Source organism: Mesorhizobium sp. 2RAF45 (genome assembly GCF_052115225.1).
GTDB lineage: Bacteria > Pseudomonadota > Alphaproteobacteria > Rhizobiales > Rhizobiaceae > Mesorhizobium > Mesorhizobium jarvisii.
In genome coordinates, this window is record NZ_JBFRGG010000004.1 from 239395 (window position 1) to 259683 (window position 20289).

Here is a 20289-nt window from a genome sequence, read left to right on the forward strand (position 1 = left end):
TTTCGCCTCACCAGATTCGCGAACCCAAGGCTCTCCATGCGCTGTCCCTATTGCCAGTCCGAAGATACGCAGGTGAAGGACTCGCGCCCCGCCGAAGATGGCGCGGCGATCCGCAGGCGGCGTATCTGCCCCGATTGCGGTGGCCGGTTCACCACCTTCGAGCGCGTCCAGTTGCGCGATCTGGTCGTGGTCAAGAAGTCGGGCCGGAAAGTGCCGTTCGACCGCGACAAGCTGCTGCGCTCGGTCGAGATCGCGGTGCGCAAGCGCAATGTCGATCCCGAACGCATCGACCGCGCGGTGACCGGCATCGTGCGCCAGCTCGAAAGCTCCGGCGAGACGGAAGTGGCCTCCGGCGAGGTCGGCCGGCTGGTCATGGAGGCGCTGAAGTCGCTCGACGACGTTGCCTATGTGCGTTTTGCCTCGGTCTACCGCAATTTCCGTGAGGCCAAGGATTTCCATGAACTCCTGGGCGAGTTGAAGGGCGACGAAGACAAGAGTGAAGAGGACGCCGGCTGAGCATGGCAGCATCGCAACTGAGCGAGGCCGAACAAGCGGCCCTTGATCGTCGTTTCATGGCCGCCGCCTTGCGGCTTTCGCGCAGGAATGCCGGCCGCACCTCCACCAACCCTTCTGTCGGCACGCTGATCGTGCGCGATGACGGCGAGGGGCCGATGATCGTCGGTACCGGTGTCACCGCCATTGGCGGCCGGCCGCATGCCGAGACCGAGGCGTTGGCCGAGGCCGGCGAGCTCGCGCGTGGTGCCACCGCCTATGTCACGCTGGAACCTTGCGCCCATCACGGCCGCACGCCGCCTTGCGCCAATGCCCTGGTCAATGCCGGCATTGCGCGCGTCGTAGGGGCTGCCAGCGATCCGGATCCGCGTGTCTCCGGCAAGGGCTATGCCATCCTGCGCGCCGCCGGCATCGAGGTGGTGGAGAAGGTGCTGGCCACGGAAGCCGCCGAGCAGATGGCAGGCTATTTGATTCGATCTCTGCGAAAACGCCCGGAAGTGACGCTGAAGCTTGCGCTTTCGAGCGACGGCAAGATCGGCAGGAAAGGCGCCGGCCAGGTTGCGATCACCGGCGAGATCGCGCGTCGCGATGTCTATCTGATGCGCGCGGAGTCCGACGCCATCCTGATTGGCATAGGCACGGCGCTGGAAGACGATCCGGCGCTGACTGTGCGACTGCCGGGGCTGGAAAACCGTTCGCCGGCGCGCATCATCCTCGATCGCCAGATCCGGCTGCCGGAAGCCTCGAAGCTGGTTTCCGGTGTCGACCGCGTGCCGCTCTATGTCGCTGCGTGTCTTGAGGCCGATCCGCACCGTCGCGCTGCACTCGAACGAGCCGGCGTACGCTTCATCGGCACCGAAACCCATGACGGCGTCGTCGCCTTGCCGGAACTGCTCGAAGACCTGGCGGCGCTTGGCATGGCCAGCGTGCTGGTCGAGGGCGGCGCCCAGGTCGCCAAGGCATTCCTCGACGAGGATCTGGTCGACCGCATCGTGTTGTTCCAGGGGCCGGAGGCGATCGGCGAGGATGGCATTGCATCGCCCGTTGATTCAGACCATATCCCGGCAGGCTTCCGCAAACTGCGCGAGATGCGCTTCGGCGAGGACAGCTACGCCGAATGGGTAAGGGACCTCTAGAGCCGGATGATTTCAGGTCTGTTCGACCTGAAATCTGAATCCGGCTCTAAATCAAAGAGATAGAGCATGATGTCGTCCGAAAACCGCTTCACACTTTTCGGCATCATGCTCTAGGGATCAGCATCGATGTTTACCGGAATTGTCACCGATATCGGCACCGTCGCGGCTATCAATCCGCTCAGCGAAGGCGTCGGCTTGCGCATCGATACCGCCTATGACCCCGAAACCATCGCCATCGGCGCCTCGATTTCCTGCGGCGGCGTATGCCTGACGGTCACGGCGCTGCCCGAACATGGCTCGAACGCGCGCTGGTTCGAGGTCGAGGCCTGGGAAGAGGCCTTGCGGCTGACCACGGCTTCGAGCTGGAAATCCGGCAGCAAGGTCAATCTCGAACGGGCGCTGAAGATCGGCGATGAGCTCGGCGGCCATATCGTGTCGGGCCATGTCGACGGCACCGCCGAGATCGTCGAGCGCAAGGACGAGGGCGACGCGGTGCGCTTCACGCTCGAGGCGCCGCGCCATCTGGCCAAATTCATCGCGCCAAAGGGCTCCGTCGCACTCGACGGCACGTCGCTCACCGTCAACAAGGTCGAGGGCACCCGCTTCGACGTGCTGTTGATCCACCACTCGCTGACCGTGACCACCTGGGGCGAGCGCAAGCTCGGCGACCGCGTCAATCTCGAGATCGACACCATGGCCCGCTACGCCGCGCGGCTGATCGAGGCGGCGAAAGAGGGGCTCTAGCAAGTCTGCCGAACCGGCCGGTCCAACGCGTCTGGCACCCTCCAGCAATCTTCTGCTTGCGATCAATCTGGCTTCGGCCTAAGTCACCGGCAACCCCCCGGAGACTTTTATGGCTGGTACATCCCAACACGGCAAAGCCTTCATTCGTCCGAAGGCGAAGGCGCATCTGCTGATTGTCGAAGCGCGCTTTCACGACGACCTTGCCGACGCGCTGCTCGACGGCGCGACGAGCGCGCTCGAGGAAGCGGGCGCGACTTACGACGTCGTCACCGTTCCAGGTTCGCTCGAAATTCCCGCAGTGATCACCTTCGCGCTGGATGGCGCGGCGGAAGGCGGCACAAATTACGATGGTTTTGTCGCGCTCGGCACGATCATCCGGGGCGACACCTATCACTTCGATATCGTCGCCAATGAATCCAGCCGCGCGCTGATGGACCTGTCCGTGCAGGACTCGGTCTGCGTCGGCAACGGCATCCTGACCACCGAGAACGATGCGCAGGCATGGACGCGGGCCAAGCGCTCGGAAGGCGACAAGGGCGGCTTTGCCGCGCGTGCGGCGCTGACCATGATCGCGCTCAAGGAACAATTGGGAGCGCGATCGTGAGCGAACCCGCTTCGCCCGGACAGCCCGCTGTGCGCCATGCCAACAAGCGTGGCGCGGCCCGTCTGGCCGCCGTGCAGGCGCTCTATCAGATGGATGTCGCCGGCAGCGGCGTCTTCGAGATCACCGCCGAATATGAGGCGTTCCGGCTTGGCAAGGAAGTCGACGGCGCGCTTTATCGCGAGGCGGACGCCCAATGGTTCCGCGCCATCCTGACCGGCGTCGTCGAGAACCAGAAAACCATCGATCCAGTCATCCGCCAGGCGCTGACCGATGATTGGCCGCTGTCGAGGCTCGATTCGACGCTGCGCGCCATTATGCGCGCTGGCGTCTATGAATTGATGAAGCGCGAAGACGTGCCGGTGGCGGTCATCGTTTCGGAATATGTCGACATAGCCAAGGCCTTCTACGAGGAAGACGAGCCGAAGCTGGTCAATGCCGTGCTCGACCGCGTGTCACGCCGGGTGCGCGGCGAGGGGCGCGGCAAGGACGCATCGTGACGGCTATCGCCATTGAGACGGGCAGGGAGGCGCGGCGCACCGCGCTGATTCTCGCCGCCTCACAGGCGATCATCGGCTCGGCGGCGCCCATCGCCATTTCGATGGGCGCGCTGGCCGGCCAATACCTGCTTGGTGCCGACAAATCGCTGGCGACGGCGCCGATCACCGGCTTCAATGTCGGTGTCGCTCTCGGCGCCTTACCCGCCGCGGCCATTATCCGCCAACTGGGCCAGCGGGGCGGCTTCATGACCGGGACTGTCGTAACCGCGCTTGGCGGCCTGATTGCCACGCTGGCGCTTTTCCACGGTAGTTTCTGGTTGTTCGCGTTCGCGTTGCTGGTGATCGGCATCGGTGGAGCCTTCGTCCAGCAATTCCGCTTCGCTGCCGCCGACAATGCGCCGCCGCAGTTCAAGGCGCGCGCCATCTCCTTTGTGCTGGCCGGCGGCATTATCACCGCCATCCTCGGGCCACAGATCGTCATCTTCACCCGGGAACTGTTCGCACCGGTGATGTTTGCCGGATCGTTCGCCTCCATCCTGCCGCTGGCAGCCGTGGGCGCGATTATCCTGTCGTTTCTGCGCCTGCCGGCGAAGGCGGCGAGCAAGGTTGACGTTTCCGGCGGCGATGCCAGGCCCCTGTCCGAAATCGTCACCAAGCCGCGCTTCGTCGCCGCACTGTTCTGCGCCGTCGGCAGTTATGCGCTGATGAGCTTCGTGATGACCGGCGCGCCGCTGGCCATGGTCGGCTGCGGCCTGTCGGAGGACGATGCGACGCTTGGCATTTCCTGGCACGTCATGGCGATGTTCGCGCCGAGCTTCTTCACCGGCTCGCTGATCCATCGCTTCGGCGCCGAGCGCATCGTCGCCATCGGCCTGATCCTGCTCATCGGCTGTGCTGCCGTTGCCTTGTCGGGCCTGGCGCTGTGGCAATTCTGGACGTCGCTGATCCTGCTCGGCCTTGGCTGGAATTTCGGCTTCATCGGCGCCACCGCCATGGTCGCGGCCAGCTACAGGCCGTCGGAAAAGGGCAAGGTGCAGGGGTTCCACGACTTCGTCCTGTTCGGCTCCGTCGCCTGCGCGTCGCTGCTGTCGGGCATGGTCTACAACGCCTGGGGTTGGGAGATGCTGAACTGGATGATCTTTCCGGTCACAGTTCTGTGCTTCGTGGCCCTCGGCGCGCTCAAGTTGACGGCCCCGCGCAACGCGCGCACCTGATCCCTGAACTGCTGTCGAGCTGACATGATGCTGTCAGGATTGCTTCGGTTGAATTTGCCGATCTGAAACAAAATTATTGCGTCTGTGCCTATTGTTATGAAACCGTGTGCCCCGACTGGCCGTTGAAGCCATGCTCATATGCGGCCGCCGTATTCCGGTTCACAGCAAAGGGTTTTCACAATGTTTTCAGTCAAGGGTTTCGCCGGCGCGGCATTGGCGCTGGCCATCACGGCAACTTCCGCCAGTGCTCAGGTGGTCGTCTCTTCGAAGATCGATACCGAGGGTGGCGTGCTCGGCAACATCATCCAGCTCGTTCTCAACGCCAACAACATCAAGACATCGGACCGCATTCAGCTCGGCGGCACGCCGGTGGTGCGCAAGGCGATCACCGCCGGCGAGATCGACATCTATCCCGAATACACCGGCAACGCCGCCTTCTTCTTCGAGAAGGCCGATGACCCGGTCTGGAAGGACGCCGCCAAGGCCTATGAGACGGCCAAGAAGCTCGACTACGACGCCAACAAAATCGTCTGGCTGTCGCCGGCGCCGGCCAACAACACCTGGGCGATCGCCCTGCGCAAGGAAGTGACGGACCAGAACAAGCTCGTCACGCTTTCGGACTTCGGCAAATACGTCGCCGGCGGCGGCAAGGTGGTGCTCGCGGCTTCCGCAGAGTTCGTCAATTCGGCGGCCGCCCTTCCGGCCTTCCAGACCACCTACGGCTTCACGCTGAAGCCGGACCAGCTGATCACGCTTTCGGGCGGTGACACGGCGGCAACCATCGCCGCGGCCGCCAACCAGACCAGTGGCGCCAACGCCGCCATGGTCTACGGCACCGATGGCGGCATCGCGCCATCCGGCCTTGTCGTGCTTGAGGACGACAAGGGCGTTCAGCCGGTCTACCAGCCGGCGCCGATCATCCGTGAATCCGTACTCAAGCAACATCCCGAGATCGAGACGCTGCTGAAGCCGGTCTTCGCCAAGCTCGACCTGGTCACGCTACAGGAGCTAAACGGCCGTGTGCAGGTTGGCGGCGAACCGGTCAAGGGCGTCGCCGAGGACTTCCTGAAGAAAAACGGCTTTCTGAAGTAGGACGATTCCGGCGCGCCGCTCGCGTGGCGCGCCGGAACGACCGACGGGGAAGGGCGTGAAGATCCGTTTCGACAAGCTCGGCGTGGTCATTGCCGCGATCGCGGCCTATGCGGCGTTCCTCGCTCCCTTCGCCACGTTCCGCGCCAATCGGATCGCTCCGGGCCAGGCGCGCTCGATTCTCGAGGCGCTGCCAGCAACCGCCGGGCCATTGCTGATGGCTATCGTGATCGTCGCGGCGCTCATGGCGCTCTTCAGGACACCGCTTATGCTGCGCCTTGCGGCCAGTGTCGTGGCGCTTGCCGCGCTCGCGCTGCTCGTCGGAGTTGCCGGCACATTCTTGACGCCGGCCGGCAACACCTTTGCCAGGGTATCGCCGGCCTCCGGTTTCTGGGTACTCATCTTCGCCTTCACGCTTTTGCTGGCGGACGTGCTGACGCGCCTGAACTTGTCGCCTTGGGCCCGCGTCGCTGTACTGGTCGCCGCCACCGTGGCCATCGGGCTGCTGCTAGTGTCGGGAGCCTGGAACGACCTTTCCATCCTGAAGGAATACGCCAACCGCGCCGACAGTTTCTGGGCCGAAGGTTCCAAGCATGTGACGCTGGCGCTTGGCTCGCTGCTTGCGGCGGTCGTCGTCGGCCTACCGCTCGGCATACTCTGTCATCGTGTCGAAAGGCTGCGGGCCGGAGTGCTCAACGTGCTCAATATCATCCAGACCATTCCTTCGATCGCGCTGTTTGGCCTGCTGATCGCGCCGCTCGGCTGGATCGCCACGCATGTGCCTGGAGCGGCCGCGCTCGGCATTCGTGGCATCGGCACCGCGCCGGCCTTCGTCGCCCTGTTCCTCTATTCGCTGCTGCCGGTTGTGGCCAACACCGTGGTCGGCCTCGCTGGCGTGCCGCGCGCCGCCAACGACGCGGCGCGCGGCATGGGCATGACCGACCGCCAGCGCCTGTTCGGCGTCGAATTCCCGCTGGCCTTTCCGGTGATCCTCACCGGCATCCGCATCGTGCTGGTGCAGAACATCGGCCTCGCCACCATCGCAGCGCTGATCGGTGGCGGCGGCTTTGGCGTCTTCGTCTTCCAGGGCGTTGGCCAGACCGCGATGGACCTGGTGCTGCTCGGCGCGGTGCCGACCGTGGCGCTCGCCTTCGCCGCCGCCATCATCCTCGACGCAGTGATCGAAATGACCGCCACCAAGCGCAGGGTTGAAACGGCATGATCGAGATCGAAGGCATCACCAAGCGCTATGACACGACCACCGTCGTCGACGACGTCTCGATGGTCATCGAACCACGTACCATCGCCGTCATTGTCGGCACCTCGGGCTCGGGCAAGACGACGCTGCTGCGCATGATCAACCGGCTGGTCGAACCGACCGCTGGCATTATCAAGCTCGACGGCGCCGACAATCGTTCGGTGCCGGGCTACGAACTGCGCCGAAGCATCGGCTATGCAATCCAAGGCCACGGCCTGTTTCCACATCGCACCGTGGCGCAGAATATAGCCACCGTGCCGGTCCTGCTTGGCTGGGAAAAGAATCGCATCAGGGCGCGCGTCGATGAGCTGATGACACTCTATCAGCTCGACCCCCAGGAATTCGGACCGCGCTACCCGCACGAACTGTCCGGTGGCCAGCAGCAGCGGGTCGGCGTGGCCCGCGCGCTCGCCGCCGAACCCAACGTGCTGTTGATGGACGAGCCGTTCGGCGCGCTCGATCCGATCATCCGCACCAAGGCGCAGGAGGATCTGTTGGCGATCCAGAAGCGCTTCGGCACCACCATCATCCTCGTCACCCACGACATGGAAGAGGCCGTGCATATGGGCGACAAGATCGCCGTCATGGATGCCGGCAAGCTCGTGCAATACGCCAAACCCGCCGAGATCCTGGCAAACCCGGCCAGCAGCTTCGTCGAGACCCTGGTCGGCGCCAGCGAAAGGCCATTCAGGCTGCTGTCGCTCGGACGGGTGCGTGACGCGGTGGAAAACGGCGCCGCCGAGGGCGAAGCCATCCCCGGCGATGCCAGCCAGCGCGATGCGCTGGCTGAACTCCTATGGACAGGCCGGCCGGCGCTGCCGGTCAAAGGCGCCGACGGCAAGCCGCTCGGCCGCGTTACTGTGGATGGGCTGGTCAAGCGGGCGGCGAGGCCGGCATGAAAGCCTCGCTGCCTTTGCTGCTCAGGCTTGCGCTGGTGGTGTTGCTTGTGGCGTTCGTCACCAGTCCGGGCTGGTTTGAGCCGATGCTCAAGCCGCTGACCGAGAACAACGCGCCGGTGATCTACAATCAGGGCAGCCTGCTGACGCTGACGCTGCTGCATTTGCGCACGGTGCTGATCGCCACCGTCGCCGCGACCATCGTTGCGGTGGCTCTGGCCATCCTTGTCACCAGGCCGGCGGGCGCCGAATTCCTGCCGCTGTCGCGCAGCCTGGTCAATATCGGCCAGACTTTCCCACCGGTGGCGGTCCTGGCGCTCGCCGTGCCGGCTGTCGGCTTCGGCGAGAAGCCGACTTTGATCGCGCTGTTTCTCTATGGCCTGCTGCCGATCTTCGAGAATGCTCTGACCGGGCTGACGACGCTGCCGGCCAATGTCGTCGAGGCGGCGCGCGGCGCGGGCATGACCGGCTGGCAAAGGCTCACCAAGGTCGAGCTGCCGCTCAGCGCGCCGATCATCCTGGGCGGCATCAGGCTCTCGGTGGTGATCAGCCTGGCCACCGCCACCATAGGCTCGACGGTTGCCGCCAAGACGCTGGGCGAGGTGATCATCGCTGGCCTTCTGTCCAACAATCTTGCTTTCATCCTGCAGGGCGGCCTGATCGTGGCGGCCCTTGCCGTGCTGATCTATGACGGATTGTCGGCGATCGAGCGCTATGCGGCGCGGCGCATGGGACGTGAGGCGGAGTAGTCCTTCGGGATGCTGACGGCCTGTCGGCATGATCCTTTGGGTCATTTCAATCGATCTAAATGAGGACCGCGCCAGGCAGGGTCGTCGCGACTTTTGTCTTTTGGGCGAAAGCCGGGCAAAAACTGAACAATATCTTGACGTTCGCGGCACTGTTTCGCATACACCGATGCGAAGAGGCGGATTCCGTGCGCGGGATTCCATCTTTGTCTCATCGGCCCAGGGAGGGGTTCATTTGGGCCAACAATCGAGGAAAAATCGGCAATGACCATTATTTCCGCCGTCATCGCCTGCGGCTTGCTTTCTGTCCTATACGCTATTTGGGCGACACGTTCGGTCCTTGCGTCCGACCAGGGCAACGCACGCATGCAGGAAATCTCCGCCGCCATCCGCGAAGGCGCGCAAGCCTATCTGGCGCGCCAGTACACCACCATCGCCATCGTTGGCGTGGTCGTGCTCTTGCTCGCCTGGTGGCTGCTTTCGATCACCGCCGCGATCGGCTTCCTGATCGGCGCCGTCCTGTCGGGCGCTGCCGGCTTCATCGGCATGCATGTTTCGGTGCGTGCCAACGTGCGCACCGCACAGGCGGCCTCCAACAGTCTGGCCGCCGGTCTCGACATCGCCTTCAAGTCGGGGGCCATCACCGGCATGCTGGTGGCGGGCCTGGCGCTGCTCGGCGTCTCGATCTACTACCTCATCCTGACTCATTTCATGGGCCTGCAGCCCAATGACCGCATCGTCATTGACTCGCTTGTCTCGCTCGGCTTCGGCGCCTCGCTGATCTCCATCTTCGCCCGTCTCGGCGGCGGCATCTTCACTAAGGGCGCCGATGTCGGCGGCGATCTCGTCGGCAAGGTCGAAGCCGGCATTCCCGAGGACGATCCGCGCAATCCGGCCACCATCGCCGACAATGTCGGCGACAATGTCGGCGACTGCGCCGGCATGGCCGCCGACCTGTTCGAAACCTATGCGGTGACGGTCGTTGCCACCATGGTTCTCGGCGCCATCTTCTTCGGCGGCACCGCCATTCTCGGCGCCGCGATGCTCTATCCGCTCGCCATATGCGGCGCCTGCATCCTGACCTCGATCGTCGGCACCTTCTTCGTCAAGCTCGGGGCCAACGGTTCGATCATGGGCGCGCTCTACAAGGGCCTGATCGTGACCGGCCTGTTGTCGATCGTCGGCCTCGGCGTCGCCACCTCGGTATGCCTTGGCTGGGGCGAGATCGGCACGGTCGCCGGCATGGTCATCACCGGCAAGAACCTTTTCATCTGCGGCCTGATCGGGCTTGCGGTGACGGGTTTGATCGTGGTGATCACTGAATACTACACCGGCACCAACAAGCGCCCGGTCAACTCGATTGCCCAGGCGTCGGTCACCGGCCACGGCACCAACGTCATCCAGGGCCTCGCGGTCTCGCTGGAATCGACGGCGCTGCCGGCCATCGTCATCGTCGGCGGCATCATCTCGACCTACCAGCTCGCCGGCCTCTACGGCACGGCGATCGCCGTCACCACCATGCTCGGCCTCGCCGGCATGATCGTTGCGCTCGACGCTTTCGGCCCGGTCACCGACAATGCCGGCGGCATTGCTGAAATGGCCGGTCTGCCCAAGGAAGTGCGCCACTCCACCGACGCGCTCGACGCTGTCGGCAACACCACGAAGGCCGTGACCAAGGGCTATGCCATCGGCTCGGCCGGCCTCGGCGCATTGGTGCTGTTCGCCGCCTACTCGAACGACCTGAAGTTCTTTGCCGCCAACGGCGACAAATATCCCTACTTCCAGGGCATGGGCGAGATTTCCTTCGATCTCTCCAACCCTTACGTTGTCGCCGGCCTGATCTTCGGCGGCCTGATCCCCTATCTGTTCGGCGGCATCGCCATGACGGCCGTCGGCCGCGCGGCGGGCGCCATCGTCGAGGAGGTGCGCAAGCAGTTCCGCGAGGATCCCGGCATCATGGCCGGCACCTCCAAGCCGAACTACGCACGAGCCGTCGACCTTCTGACCAAGGCGGCGATCCGGGAAATGATCATCCCGTCGCTGCTCCCGGTGCTGGCGCCGCTCGTCGTCTATTTCGGCGTGCTCTTGATCTCGGGGTCGAAGGCCTCGGCCTTTGCCGCCCTCGGCGCCTCGCTGCTCGGCGTCATCGTCAACGGCCTGTTCGTCGCCATCTCGATGACTTCGGGCGGTGGCGCCTGGGACAACGCGAAAAAGTCGTTCGAGGACGGCTTTGTCGACAAGGACGGCGTCAAGCATCTCAAGGGTTCCGAAGCGCACAAGGCTTCGGTGACCGGCGATACGGTCGGTGACCCCTACAAGGACACCGCCGGCCCCGCGGTCAACCCGGCGATCAAGATCACCAACATCGTCGCGCTCCTGCTTCTGGCCGTGCTCGCGCACGGCTGAACGGAGCCTGGCCGTTAGATAAAACCCGCGGGGAGCGATCCCCGCGGGTTTTTGTTTGGCCCGGATCAGGCCCGTTGCTCACTTCAAACCCCAAGACCCGCTGGTTTTTGACGCCGGCTTGCACCGTGCTGGCCGTCCTGGCTCACCTTGGCCAAACAAAAACCCGTGAGATCGCTCCCACGGGCTTTTGGTCGCCTGAGATGTTGCTGCCTTCCCGAGGGAAGCAGGATCTGATGATCAGGGAGTGCCGCCGCCGGGGATGCCGGGCGCCAGCTTGCTGGCGCCGTTGATGATCTGGCTGAGGAAGTTCTGGTCCTTGCCGCCAGTCGGCGTGGTGCGCGAGATGAAGTCGAAGATCTTGCCGTCCTTCATGCCGTAATTGGCGATCTGGGTGACGCGGCCATCGGCGCCGAAATAGACCGCCAGAACTTTCTGGTCGACGAGCCTGGGCTTATCGAAGGCGACATAGCGCTTGCGCGTCTGCGAAATGTAATAAAAGGCCTCGTTGTCGAAAGTCGCCGTGGTCGACGGCGTGCCAAGCGCCAGAAGCACCTGCTCACGGCTGGAACCGACGGGCACCGAATCGACGGCCTGCTGATCGTAGACGTAACCTTGCGTGAACGTCTCGCTCGGATTGAGGTCGCCGATCATCTTGTTGGTGTGACACGCCGAAAGCGCCGAAACGACGAGCAGCAGCGAGATTGCGCCGGCAGGCCTGGACGAGAAGGTCGACTTGAAATTCAGCGCGCGCAACAACAATTCTCCATTATATCGCCGCAACTTGCGCTGGGCCGCAAAACCGGTAAACCAGCTTGCCTGCCGATGCAACAAGGCCAATTCAACAAACGGTCCCCGGGAGACCATCCCCATGTTCCAGCGCCTTTTTGGTCGCGAACGCCACGCCAACCGCGCCATAACGGACGCGCTTTACGCACAAATCGTGGCGGCGGCGCGGCAGACTGTATTTTATTCCCACTGGAATGTGCCGGACACACCGCTCGGCCGTTTCGAGATGCTTTCGCTGCATATGTTCCTGTTCCAGCATCGCTTGCGTGGCGAGGGCGGCGTGGCGCAGGAGATCGCCCAGGTGCTGATCGACGAGTTCTTTCTCGACGTCGATCATTCGCTGCGGGAACTCGGCATTGGCGATGTCGGCGTGCCCAAGCGCATGAAGAAACTGGCGAAGATGTTCTATGGCCGCACCGCCGCCTATGATGATGCGCTGGAAAGAAGCGATCGTGACGGGCTGACCGCGGCGCTTGCCCGCAATGTCCGGCCCGATACCGGTCCATGGCCGGAGGCGTCGCAACTGGCCGACTATGTCGCCGACGCCTGCCGGCAACTGGCCGCGCAGCCGTCGCAATCGATCGTTTCCGGCACGGCGGTGTTTCCGCTCGCCAAGGGAGGTGCTTGATGAAACATGCTGATCCGCCTAGCCCGGTTTCCTTTTTCGCGAATGTCGCCCGGCTGCCGCAGAAGGGCCTGCCGGTGGTGATCGAGGCCGATGCCGCCCAGCGCGCCGCGCTTGCCGAGGAGCACGGGCTGCTGTCGGTCGAAGCCTATCGCGCCGAACTCCTCGTCGCTTCCTGGAAACGCAATGGCGTCAAGGTCAGCGGCCGTGTCGAGGCCGATATCACCCAGGCCTGCATCGTCACGCTCGATCCCGTTGAAGCGCATATCGACGAGCCGGTCGAGGCGCTGCTGCTGCCCGAGGATTCCAAGCTTGGGCGGCAGGGGTTCGAGGGCGGTGGCGAGATCCTGCTCGATGCGGATGGTCCCGACAGCCCCGAAACATTCTCCGGCGACACGATCGATGTCGGCGCTCTCGCCGAGCAGTTCTTCGGACTGGCGATCAACCCCTATCCGCGCAAGTCGGGCGCGTCGCTGGATGCCGGCGGCGAGACCGAAGCGGTGGAGAATGAATTTCAGCAAAAACTGCGATCCTTGTTGGGAAAATCCTGAAAACCTCGCCCGCGATGGAAAAGTCGGTTGTGTGAAAACCCAAAACCGCTATTTTCGCCGAACCTTCGCGATCACTAAAGCGACCTGCCGCATAACCGTGAGATAAATACCGCGTGATCAGGATTTCCATCGATGCCATGGGCGGCGATCACGGACCAGCCGTGGTCATTCCGGCGCTCATGACGGTCGCGACTCGCCGTCCCGACATCCGCTTCGTCATCTACGGACGTGAGGAACTTGTGCGCCCCGAACTGGCCAAGTTCCCCAAATTGGCCGAGGTGAGCGAATTCTTCCATTGCGAGATCGCGGTCAGGATGGACGACAAGCCCAGCCAGGCGTTGCGCCATGGCCGCTGGAAGTCGTCGATGTGGAAGGCGGTCGAAGCGGTCAAGTCGGGCGCCGCTGACGCCTGTATCTCCGCCGGCAACACCGGCGCGCTGATGGCGATGTCGAAATTCTGCCTGCGCACCATGGCCACCATCGATCGCCCGGCGATCGCGGCATTGTGGCCGACATTGCGCGGCGAAAGCGTGGTTCTGGACGTCGGCGCCACCATTGGCGCCGATGCGCAACAGCTCATTGATTTTGCCATTCTCGGCACCGGCATGGCGCGCGCCGTATTCGGCATTGCTAGGCCCACCGTCGGCCTGCTCAACGTCGGCGTCGAAGAGATCAAGGGCCAGGAAGAGGTCAAGGAGGCAGGGCGCATGCTGCGCGAGGCCAACATGGCCTCGATGAACTATCATGGCTTTGTCGAAGGCGACGATATCGGCAAGGGTACGGTCGATGTTGTGGTGACGGAGGGCTTCGCCGGCAACATCGCGCTGAAGACCGCGGAGGGCACCGCTCGCCAGATCGCAGGCTATCTGCGCGCCGCGATGAGCCGCACCCTGATGGCCAAGATCGGCTATGTCTTCGCCAAGGGCGCCTTCGATCGCCTGCGCGAAAAGATGGATGTCGGCCGCTCCAATGGCGGCGTCTTCCTGGGGCTGAGCGGCATTGTCGTCAAAAGCCATGGCGGTGCCGATTCGGACGGGTTCGCCGCGGCGATCGAGCTCGGCTATGACATGGTGCGCAACAATCTGCTCGACCGCATCGAAGCCGACCTGGACCTGTTTCATGCGCGCAACCCGCGTGCCCTGTCATCCCGGAAATCCGACGTCGTTACCGACGCGAAGGAATAGGAAAGAACTTTGATCAGATCAGTCGTGCGCGGCACGGGCGCCGCGCTGCCCCGCCGCATCATGAAGAATGCCGATTTCGAGGGCATGGTTGAAACCTCGGACGAGTGGATCGCCCAGCGTACCGGCATCCGCCAGCGTCATATCGCGGCCGACGACGAGACGACGGCTTCCCTGGGAGAGGCCGCGGCACGTGCCGCCCTTGCCAATGCCGGGCTGACGCCTGATGACATCGACCTGATCGTGCTGGCAACGTCGACGCCCAACAACACATTCCCGGCCACCGCGGTCGAGATCCAGAACCGGCTCGGCATGCATCACGGCTTCGCTTTCGACATGCAGGCGGTGTGTTCGGGTTTCGTCTATGCGGTGACGACAGCCGACCTCTACATCCGTGGGGGGCTCGCCAAACGTGTGCTGGTGATCGGCTCGGAAACGTTCTCACGCATCCTCGACTGGAGCGACCGCTCGACCTGCGTGCTGTTCGGCGATGGCGCAGGGGCACTTGTCCTGGAGGCGGGCGAGGGAGCTGGCACGATTGCCGACCACGGTGTCCTGGCGGCCAGCCTGCGCTCCGACGGCGTGCACAAGGACAAGCTTTTCGTCGACGGCGGACCGTCGACCACGGGAACGGTCGGTCACCTCAGGATGGAAGGCCGCGAAGTCTTCAAGCATGCGGTCGGCATGATCACCGACGTCATCGAGGCAACCTTCTCGGCCGCCGGCATATCGGCCGACGATCTCGACTGGTTCGTGCCGCACCAGGCCAATAAACGAATTATTGACGCATCTGCCAAGAAGCTCGGGATAGCAGAGCAAAAAGTGGTGGTTACGGTCGATTTGCACGGTAACACCTCGGCGGCTTCCGTGCCGCTGGCGCTGGCGGTGGCCGTTGCCGATGGCCGCATCAAGAAGGGCGACCTCGTCCTCCTGGAAGCGATGGGTGGCGGCTTCACCTGGGGCGCCGTTCTGGTTCGCTGGTAAGTGCCGAACGGCTCGGTTTCGGTCCTTGACCTTGCCGGATCAATTACTTAGGCTCTGCCGTTGTTGTGCCGATTTTACGCTTTGAACTGATGGGACGGTCGCATGGGGGGAAAGACACTTACGCGTGCCGACCTGGCGGAGGCCGTCTACCGAAAGGTCGGCCTGTCGCGCACTGAATCCGCCGAACTGGTCGAAGCCGTGCTGGACGAAATCTGCGAAGCCATTGTGCGTGGCGAGACGGTCAAGCTGTCGTCTTTCGCGACGTTCCATGTCCGCTCCAAGAACGAGCGCATCGGGCGCAATCCCAAGACCGGCGAAGAGGTGCCGATCCTGCCGCGCCGGGTGATGACGTTCAAATCGTCCAACGTGCTGAAGAACCGCATCTTGCGCTCTCACCAGAACAGCAAGGCAAAGGGCGGCAAATAGCCTTCATTGTACGGTTGAAAACCTGCCCCGCGATCACGCCGGGCTTGAATATTGCTTCACAAACCGCTGAAATAAGGCCCGATTCGGCAGCATGGCCGGATTGGTGTTCCGCGTATGATCCATTCCGCGCAAACGGAATGAGCTTCTCTTTGTTGAGCCTGATCTCGCTGAAGACCGTTCCGGATCACGCTCCAGCGTGAGGATTTCGCCCATGGACAAGAGCCCTGACGCCTTCCGTACCATCAGCGAGGTCGCCGAAGATCTCGACCTGCCACAGCATGTGCTGCGCTTCTGGGAGACACGCTTCAACCAGATCAAGCCGATGAAGCGCGGCGGCGGCCGTCGCTATTACCGGCCGCAGGATGTCGAACTGATCAAGGGCATCCGCCACATGCTCTACGACCAAGGCTACACCATCAAGGGCGTGCAGAAGCTGCTGCGCGAGAACGGCAATCATTTCCTGGTTGCAATCGGCAATGGGGACATGGCCGCCGTCGAGGCGATCTCGCAACGAAAGCAGGCCGATCAGGTGCCTCTGACGCCGGCGGCACAGCCGCGCGGCGGCGATGACGAGCTGGTAGGTCAGCCAAGGGTCAAGCCGAGCCGCCGCTTTTTCGGCCTGGGCAAGAGCGATGAGGAAGGCCCGGTTCAGCCGGACTCGTCGAAACTCTCGCGCGACAATCGCGCGCTGCTGCAGGAGGCGCTGTTCGACCTCCTGGAATGCAAGCGCCTGCTTGACCAGGTGCGCTGACATCAGCGCGAAGCGCATTGAAGCCTCGATACCGGAACCCGCCTCGGGGTGAGGCGTTACGTTTCCTTCTGCAAGACGTCGTTCAGCAAGACGACGTCGCATGGCAAGACAAGGAAACGCATGATGGCATCTTTTTCGACCCTTTCGGACATCGACCTCGAAAAGCAGGTCGCGGCCCTCTCGAGGGAACTCGCGGCGTTGCGCAAGGCGGTGTCAAAGCGGGGTGGCGCCTACTATGAAGATGGCCGCGATGCCGCTTTCGACACGTATTCGGATCTCGCGGGACGCCTGCGCGATGCGATGCCGGCAATCCGCAAACAGGGCAGGGTGGTCGAGAAATCGGCTCGTGACCATCCGGCTGCGGCCGCTGCGGTTGGGCTTGTGGTGCTCGGTCTGGTCGCCAGCCTGCTGTTCAGCCGGCGCTAAGGGGCGCTCTCGGTCATAAGACAAGGAATTCAAACAAGAAAATGGCGGCGGCCCTTGGAGGGTGAGCCGCCATTCTCTTCGCTGTCAGTGGTTACTTCGCGAGCTTGATCTTGGCCTGGGGCGAAACCTGCGCGGTCTGGCTGCATTTGCCATAGACCGTGCCATTCTTATCGGTGGCGTCGGTATAGGTGCCCTTGCACTCGATCGAGAGCACCAGACAGTGGCCGGCGCCTTTGCAAACCGCGCCGCCGTCGCCGGTGGGGTGCGTGCCGTTGGCGAAAGCCGAATTCGTCATCGACATCGAGCCGATCGCCGAAATGGCGATGGCGGCAGCGAGCGAGAGGCGCTTGAAGCTCGAGATGTTGGTCATTTCTGCATTTCCTTCCGTTTGATTGGGGATCGCCTTTCCGGCGTCCGTCTGGTTGGGGATCGCCTTGCCGGCGTCCATGCAGGCTTAGTGCCGCCCTCGAGGGAAAGGTTCATGCGGGCGTGGATAAAAATGCGCGCCGCCCTCGGCAGGGGCTTTGCGCGCCAGTGATCAGCCGTGCTTTGGCATCCCGTACGGAGCGCGTCGGCATGGACGCGCGGGGGATGTCATCGGCATGGGCGTGCGGGGATGTGATCAGAGCGGCAGCCGCCCCAGCACGCGTCGGCATGGCGGTCTCGGGGCAGGTATCGCGGCTCATGGCGAGCGCACGGACGCGGCGGGATTGGGCAGATAGCTCTGCTTCAGGAAAAATCGCGTCACAAGGGCGGGTTGGCGAAGCGTGAGCTGCAATCGCGCGACCGGCAGAACGATGCTGTCTGTCCAGGAGATATCGGCCTGGCCATCATCGGGATGCCTGGCCCTGTTCGCGAAAGCCCGGTCTCGGGCTTGGCATTGCATGACCAGGAGAAGACCAGCCTTGAACAAGAAACCGAGGCCGGTCTTCTCGTTGGCAGTCTGTATTTAGTAGGCCTTCTTCACATGGTGGCGGTGATGAACGTAGTGGTGAACGCGGTGATGACGAACATGGTGATGATGGACGCGGTGATGACGATGATGCTTTGCCATCGGGGCCGCATCGGCGCTCGTCGCACCGATGACCGGCGCCGTGAAAGCGAGTGCAACTGCAAGCCCGAGGGCCGAGAGGAGGGACTTCTTCATGGATCGTTTCCTTCTTTCGCCGGCAGATCTTAAAATCGGGTCGATGGCCCGATCGCCGCGAATGGAATTACGCTCCTGATTTTTTTCGTCAGTATTTCCCGATTGTAGAATTTTGTTTCCGGCGTGTTTCTGGGGAACCGGCTTCCCGACACTTTATTGTGAGGGCCGAAAAGCCGGCTCTTGCCGCTGATTTTGGCTACATCGGCGGGATCACGCCATTGTTTCCCACCACGACGCGGCTGGAACTCAGCGTCCCGTCAGCCTCGCGCTGGGCGGTGGCGAAGACCGTTGCGCCCGGCTTGAGATCGGCCGGCGTGGCTGGGGCGAAGGTCACGACGGGCGTGTCGTCGGGGATCGAAATCTTCTTGGTCTGCCCGTTGTCGTAGGTCAGCGTCACGGCGCGCCCGCTTATGTCGGTGACGTCGGCCACGGTGCCGTTGGTCATGCGGCTGTTCGGCTGCAGATCCCAGGGACGGTCGCCTTCGCCGGTGCCTTTCAGGGCGGCTGGGAAAATCACCACCTCCAGCGCGCCGCTGCCGCCATCCGCCTTCGAGACGGAGGCGATGCCGAGGAAGTCGCCCTGCTTGATGTCCTTTTGCGAGGCGCTGGCGACGCCGGAGATCTTCCACCCGGTATTGAGCTTGATCGCGGAGGTGTCGCCCTGGCGGGTTTTGACGGTCAGCAGCGACGGCTCGAAACTGACCACCGTGCCGCGCACGCGTAGCGTGTCAGCCGCCTGGGCGGTCGCCGCTCCGGCGATGAAAAGGCTGGAAATCGTGCCGAGCACGAGGAGGGACGTCTTGAAGTTCATAGTGGGGATCCTTCTGGGAACGGGCCGGCTGGAACCGGATGGTTTTCACGCCGGCGCATCAGAACAACGAACAGGTGGGCCTAAACCTCCGGGCAAAAAGGTGCCGTGCCGTTCAAAAGAACTTGATGGGCGTCGATGTGCGTGGATCGCCTTGCGGGTCCGGTTCACGATAGCGTGACGGCCTGTTTGGCTCTTGGCAAATCGCTGGCGAGCGGGCATGTTCCTGCTCGTCTCAGGCAACGCTCCATTTTGATCAAACTCTTTCAGCCAGCGGAGTTGCCAATGCCCAACAATGCAAAAAGCCATGCCCTCTCCGAACCGTTAGCCAGTGAGATCGGGCCGAATTACACCACCCTCAGAGCCATGCGGGAAACCCGCGGATACAGTGTGGAAGAGCTTTCCCTGACCTGCGGCCTGTCGGTCGGCGAGATCGAGGACATCGAGAACGGCCGGGCGGCCGATCCGTCGAAGCTGCGTCGTATTGCGTCCGCGCTTCGCCTGCCTCAGGACGCCCTCATCGCTGCCGCCGCGCCGATACCGGCCGCGCAAGGCCGACCCCTGGCATAGGCCTGGACCAGCCATACAAAAGAACCCGCCAAGGCCCGCCTGGCGGGTTTCTTGTTGATGTGACGGCGTTCTCCATCAGGCCGGGCTTGCCGATCTACAGATCGCGCGTGTTTATACCTGCGGCATCCAAATCTGCGCCAATCGCGCCTGCCATGTACCGAGGTTGAACCGTGGTTTTTTCGATATGAGCCTGGACTCCGTTCGTGCCTTCTTCGCCGCTCATGCAGCTGACATCGAGGTCATTGTCACGCAAGCAAGCTCGGCGACGGTGACGCTGGCGGCGCAGGCGCATGGCGTCCTGCCGGCGCAGATTGCCAAGACGATCTGCCTGCGCGTCGGCGAGCGCACCATGCTGGTGGTGACCAGCGGCATCGCCAGGTTGGACAACCGCAAGTTCAAGGACCAGTTCGGCGGCAAGCCGCGCATGCTGGACGCGGACGAAGTGGTTGCCGCCACCAGCCATCCGGTCGGCGGCGTCTGCCCGTTCGGCCTGCCGTCGCCGCTGCCGGTCTATTGCGACGTCTCGCTGCGGGATTTCGGAGAGGTGGTACCTGCGGCAGGCGCTACCAACGCGGCGGTGCGGATTGCACCGCAGCGGATGGTTGAGCTTACCGGCGCCGAGTGGGTGGATGTGTGCCAGTAGCCAACGAGAGGAGGCAAATTAGCGTGTAACTACAAAATTGCCTTCGGATGGCGGTACCTTGTCCCTGCAAAAGCTGTGCTTTTCGAACATCCAGCATGCGCGATAAAATGCTCGAAATGAGCGCGCATACCGTCATCCCCAGAGCGATGCGCACGAACTTGGCCGTGGCATTCAGGACAGCGCTTCTTTCGACTGGCATCAAAGCGGTCAAGTGCATCGACAATTGAAACTTCGAGCCAAGCCTTGTTCGCCCACATTTCAAACATCTCTGAATTAATTGGCATTTTA

General features: G+C 63.1%; 25 protein-coding genes. 21 read left to right on the forward strand and 4 right to left on the reverse strand.

Going from position 1 to position 20289, the window contains the following annotated elements:
• Positions 1–36 precede the first annotated feature (36 nt).
• The 11 genes from nrdR to AB4Z43_RS14155 all read left to right on the forward strand — a co-directional run bounded on the left by nrdR (position 37) and on the right by AB4Z43_RS14155 (position 11103).
• Positions 37–516, forward strand: coding sequence for a transcriptional regulator NrdR (gene nrdR, locus AB4Z43_RS14105; protein WP_019857611.1), 480 nt, complete (start codon positions 37–39; stop codon positions 514–516).
• Positions 517–518: 2 nt separating this feature from the next.
• Positions 519–1649 carry a bifunctional diaminohydroxyphosphoribosylaminopyrimidine deaminase/5-amino-6-(5-phosphoribosylamino)uracil reductase RibD gene (ribD, locus tag AB4Z43_RS14110; RefSeq protein ID WP_441937969.1) on the forward strand — a complete coding sequence of 377 codons (1131 nt, stop codon included), beginning with the start codon at positions 519–521 and terminating at the stop codon, positions 1647–1649.
• Between the two features lie 126 nt (positions 1650–1775).
• Positions 1776–2393: a riboflavin synthase gene (locus AB4Z43_RS14115; RefSeq protein ID WP_441937971.1), complete on the forward strand. Its 618-nt coding sequence runs from the start codon at positions 1776–1778 to the stop codon at positions 2391–2393.
• Between the two features lie 109 nt (positions 2394–2502).
• Complete coding sequence (ribH, locus tag AB4Z43_RS14120) at positions 2503–2997, forward strand: 6,7-dimethyl-8-ribityllumazine synthase (protein WP_019857615.1); 495 nt, start codon at positions 2503–2505, stop codon at positions 2995–2997.
• Positions 2994–3494 (forward strand): transcription antitermination factor NusB, encoded by a 501-nt coding sequence (gene nusB, locus AB4Z43_RS14125; RefSeq protein WP_019857616.1) that lies wholly within the window; start codon positions 2994–2996, stop codon positions 3492–3494. The genes ribH and nusB overlap by 4 nt, the downstream gene beginning before the upstream one ends.
• Positions 3491–4708 (forward strand): MFS transporter, encoded by a 1218-nt coding sequence (locus AB4Z43_RS14130; protein WP_019857617.1) that lies wholly within the window; start codon positions 3491–3493, stop codon positions 4706–4708. The genes nusB and AB4Z43_RS14130 overlap by 4 nt, the downstream gene beginning before the upstream one ends.
• A gap of 180 nt (positions 4709–4888) precedes the next feature.
• Positions 4889–5800, forward strand: a complete 912-nt coding sequence (gene osmF, locus AB4Z43_RS14135; protein WP_027046738.1) for a glycine betaine ABC transporter substrate-binding protein OsmF — start codon at positions 4889–4891, stop codon at positions 5798–5800.
• A gap of 55 nt (positions 5801–5855) precedes the next feature.
• A complete protein-coding gene (locus tag AB4Z43_RS14140; protein WP_240564659.1) occupies positions 5856–7019 on the forward strand; it encodes an ABC transporter permease in 1164 nt (387 codons plus the stop codon).
• A complete protein-coding gene (locus tag AB4Z43_RS14145) occupies positions 7016–7954 on the forward strand; it encodes an ABC transporter ATP-binding protein (RefSeq protein WP_064982550.1) in 939 nt (312 codons plus the stop codon). The genes AB4Z43_RS14140 and AB4Z43_RS14145 overlap by 4 nt, the downstream gene beginning before the upstream one ends.
• Entirely contained in the window at positions 7951–8700 is a 750-nt protein-coding gene (locus tag AB4Z43_RS14150; RefSeq protein WP_441937975.1) for an ABC transporter permease, read from the forward strand. Before AB4Z43_RS14145 ends, AB4Z43_RS14150 begins: the two co-directional genes overlap by 4 nt.
• Positions 8701–8961: 261 nt before the next feature.
• On the forward strand, positions 8962–11103 hold the full coding sequence (locus AB4Z43_RS14155; RefSeq protein ID WP_038646275.1) for a sodium-translocating pyrophosphatase: 2142 nt from the start codon (positions 8962–8964) through the stop codon (positions 11101–11103).
• 237 nt (positions 11104–11340) lie between these two features.
• Here AB4Z43_RS14155 and AB4Z43_RS14160 read toward each other — a convergent pair whose 3' ends face one another.
• Positions 11341–11856, reverse strand: coding sequence for an outer membrane protein assembly factor BamE (locus AB4Z43_RS14160; protein ID WP_027046739.1), 516 nt, complete (start codon positions 11854–11856; stop codon positions 11341–11343).
• Positions 11857–11971: 115 nt separating this feature from the next.
• On the opposite strand from AB4Z43_RS14160, the gene AB4Z43_RS14165 reads away from it, so the two are divergent.
• From AB4Z43_RS14165 to AB4Z43_RS14195, 7 genes are all read left to right on the forward strand, one after another.
• The gene (locus tag AB4Z43_RS14165; protein WP_027046740.1) at positions 11972–12517 is read left to right on the forward strand and encodes a ubiquinol-cytochrome C chaperone family protein; all 546 of its coding nucleotides are present in this window, start codon (positions 11972–11974) and stop codon (positions 12515–12517) included.
• A complete protein-coding gene (locus AB4Z43_RS14170; RefSeq protein WP_038646281.1) occupies positions 12517–13065 on the forward strand; it encodes a YceD family protein in 549 nt (182 codons plus the stop codon). The genes AB4Z43_RS14165 and AB4Z43_RS14170 overlap by 1 nt, the downstream gene beginning before the upstream one ends.
• Positions 13066–13178: 113 nt before the next feature.
• Positions 13179–14249, forward strand: coding sequence for a phosphate acyltransferase PlsX (gene plsX / locus AB4Z43_RS14175; protein WP_019857626.1), 1071 nt, complete (start codon positions 13179–13181; stop codon positions 14247–14249).
• Between the two features lie 9 nt (positions 14250–14258).
• On the forward strand, positions 14259–15230 hold the full coding sequence (locus AB4Z43_RS14180; RefSeq protein ID WP_019857627.1) for a beta-ketoacyl-ACP synthase III: 972 nt from the start codon (positions 14259–14261) through the stop codon (positions 15228–15230).
• Between the two features lie 102 nt (positions 15231–15332).
• Positions 15333–15656 carry an integration host factor subunit alpha gene (locus AB4Z43_RS14185; protein WP_010915609.1) on the forward strand — a complete coding sequence of 108 codons (324 nt, stop codon included), beginning with the start codon at positions 15333–15335 and terminating at the stop codon, positions 15654–15656.
• Positions 15657–15867: 211 nt separating this feature from the next.
• On the forward strand, positions 15868–16407 hold the full coding sequence (locus AB4Z43_RS14190; RefSeq protein WP_027046741.1) for a MerR family transcriptional regulator: 540 nt from the start codon (positions 15868–15870) through the stop codon (positions 16405–16407).
• A 123-nt stretch (positions 16408–16530) separates the two neighbouring features.
• Complete coding sequence (locus tag AB4Z43_RS14195) at positions 16531–16833, forward strand: hypothetical protein (RefSeq protein WP_027046742.1); 303 nt, start codon at positions 16531–16533, stop codon at positions 16831–16833.
• Between the two features lie 91 nt (positions 16834–16924).
• Here AB4Z43_RS14195 and AB4Z43_RS14200 read toward each other — a convergent pair whose 3' ends face one another.
• Entirely contained in the window at positions 16925–17203 is a 279-nt protein-coding gene (locus tag AB4Z43_RS14200; protein WP_032921057.1) for a hypothetical protein, read from the reverse strand.
• A 387-nt stretch (positions 17204–17590) separates the two neighbouring features.
• Here AB4Z43_RS14200 and AB4Z43_RS14205 point away from each other — a divergent pair, with 387 nt between their 5' ends.
• Positions 17591–18013, forward strand: a complete 423-nt coding sequence (locus AB4Z43_RS14205; RefSeq protein WP_202360184.1) for a hypothetical protein — start codon at positions 17591–17593, stop codon at positions 18011–18013.
• 163 nt (positions 18014–18176) lie between these two features.
• Here the strand turns inward: AB4Z43_RS14205 and AB4Z43_RS14210 are convergent, their stop codons facing one another.
• Positions 18177–18791 (reverse strand): hypothetical protein, encoded by a 615-nt coding sequence (locus AB4Z43_RS14210; protein WP_019857634.1) that lies wholly within the window; start codon positions 18789–18791, stop codon positions 18177–18179.
• A 282-nt stretch (positions 18792–19073) separates the two neighbouring features.
• Here AB4Z43_RS14210 and AB4Z43_RS14215 point away from each other — a divergent pair, with 282 nt between their 5' ends.
• Together AB4Z43_RS14215 and AB4Z43_RS14220 are read left to right on the forward strand one after the other, a co-directional pair.
• On the forward strand, positions 19074–19358 hold the full coding sequence (locus AB4Z43_RS14215) for a helix-turn-helix domain-containing protein (protein ID WP_069093390.1): 285 nt from the start codon (positions 19074–19076) through the stop codon (positions 19356–19358).
• Between the two features lie 184 nt (positions 19359–19542).
• Positions 19543–20001 (forward strand): YbaK/EbsC family protein, encoded by a 459-nt coding sequence (locus AB4Z43_RS14220; protein ID WP_441937981.1) that lies wholly within the window; start codon positions 19543–19545, stop codon positions 19999–20001.
• A gap of 29 nt (positions 20002–20030) precedes the next feature.
• Here the strand turns inward: AB4Z43_RS14220 and AB4Z43_RS14225 are convergent, their stop codons facing one another.
• Positions 20031–20285, reverse strand: a complete 255-nt coding sequence (locus tag AB4Z43_RS14225) for a hypothetical protein (protein WP_441937983.1) — start codon at positions 20283–20285, stop codon at positions 20031–20033.
• Positions 20286–20289 lie beyond the last annotated feature (4 nt).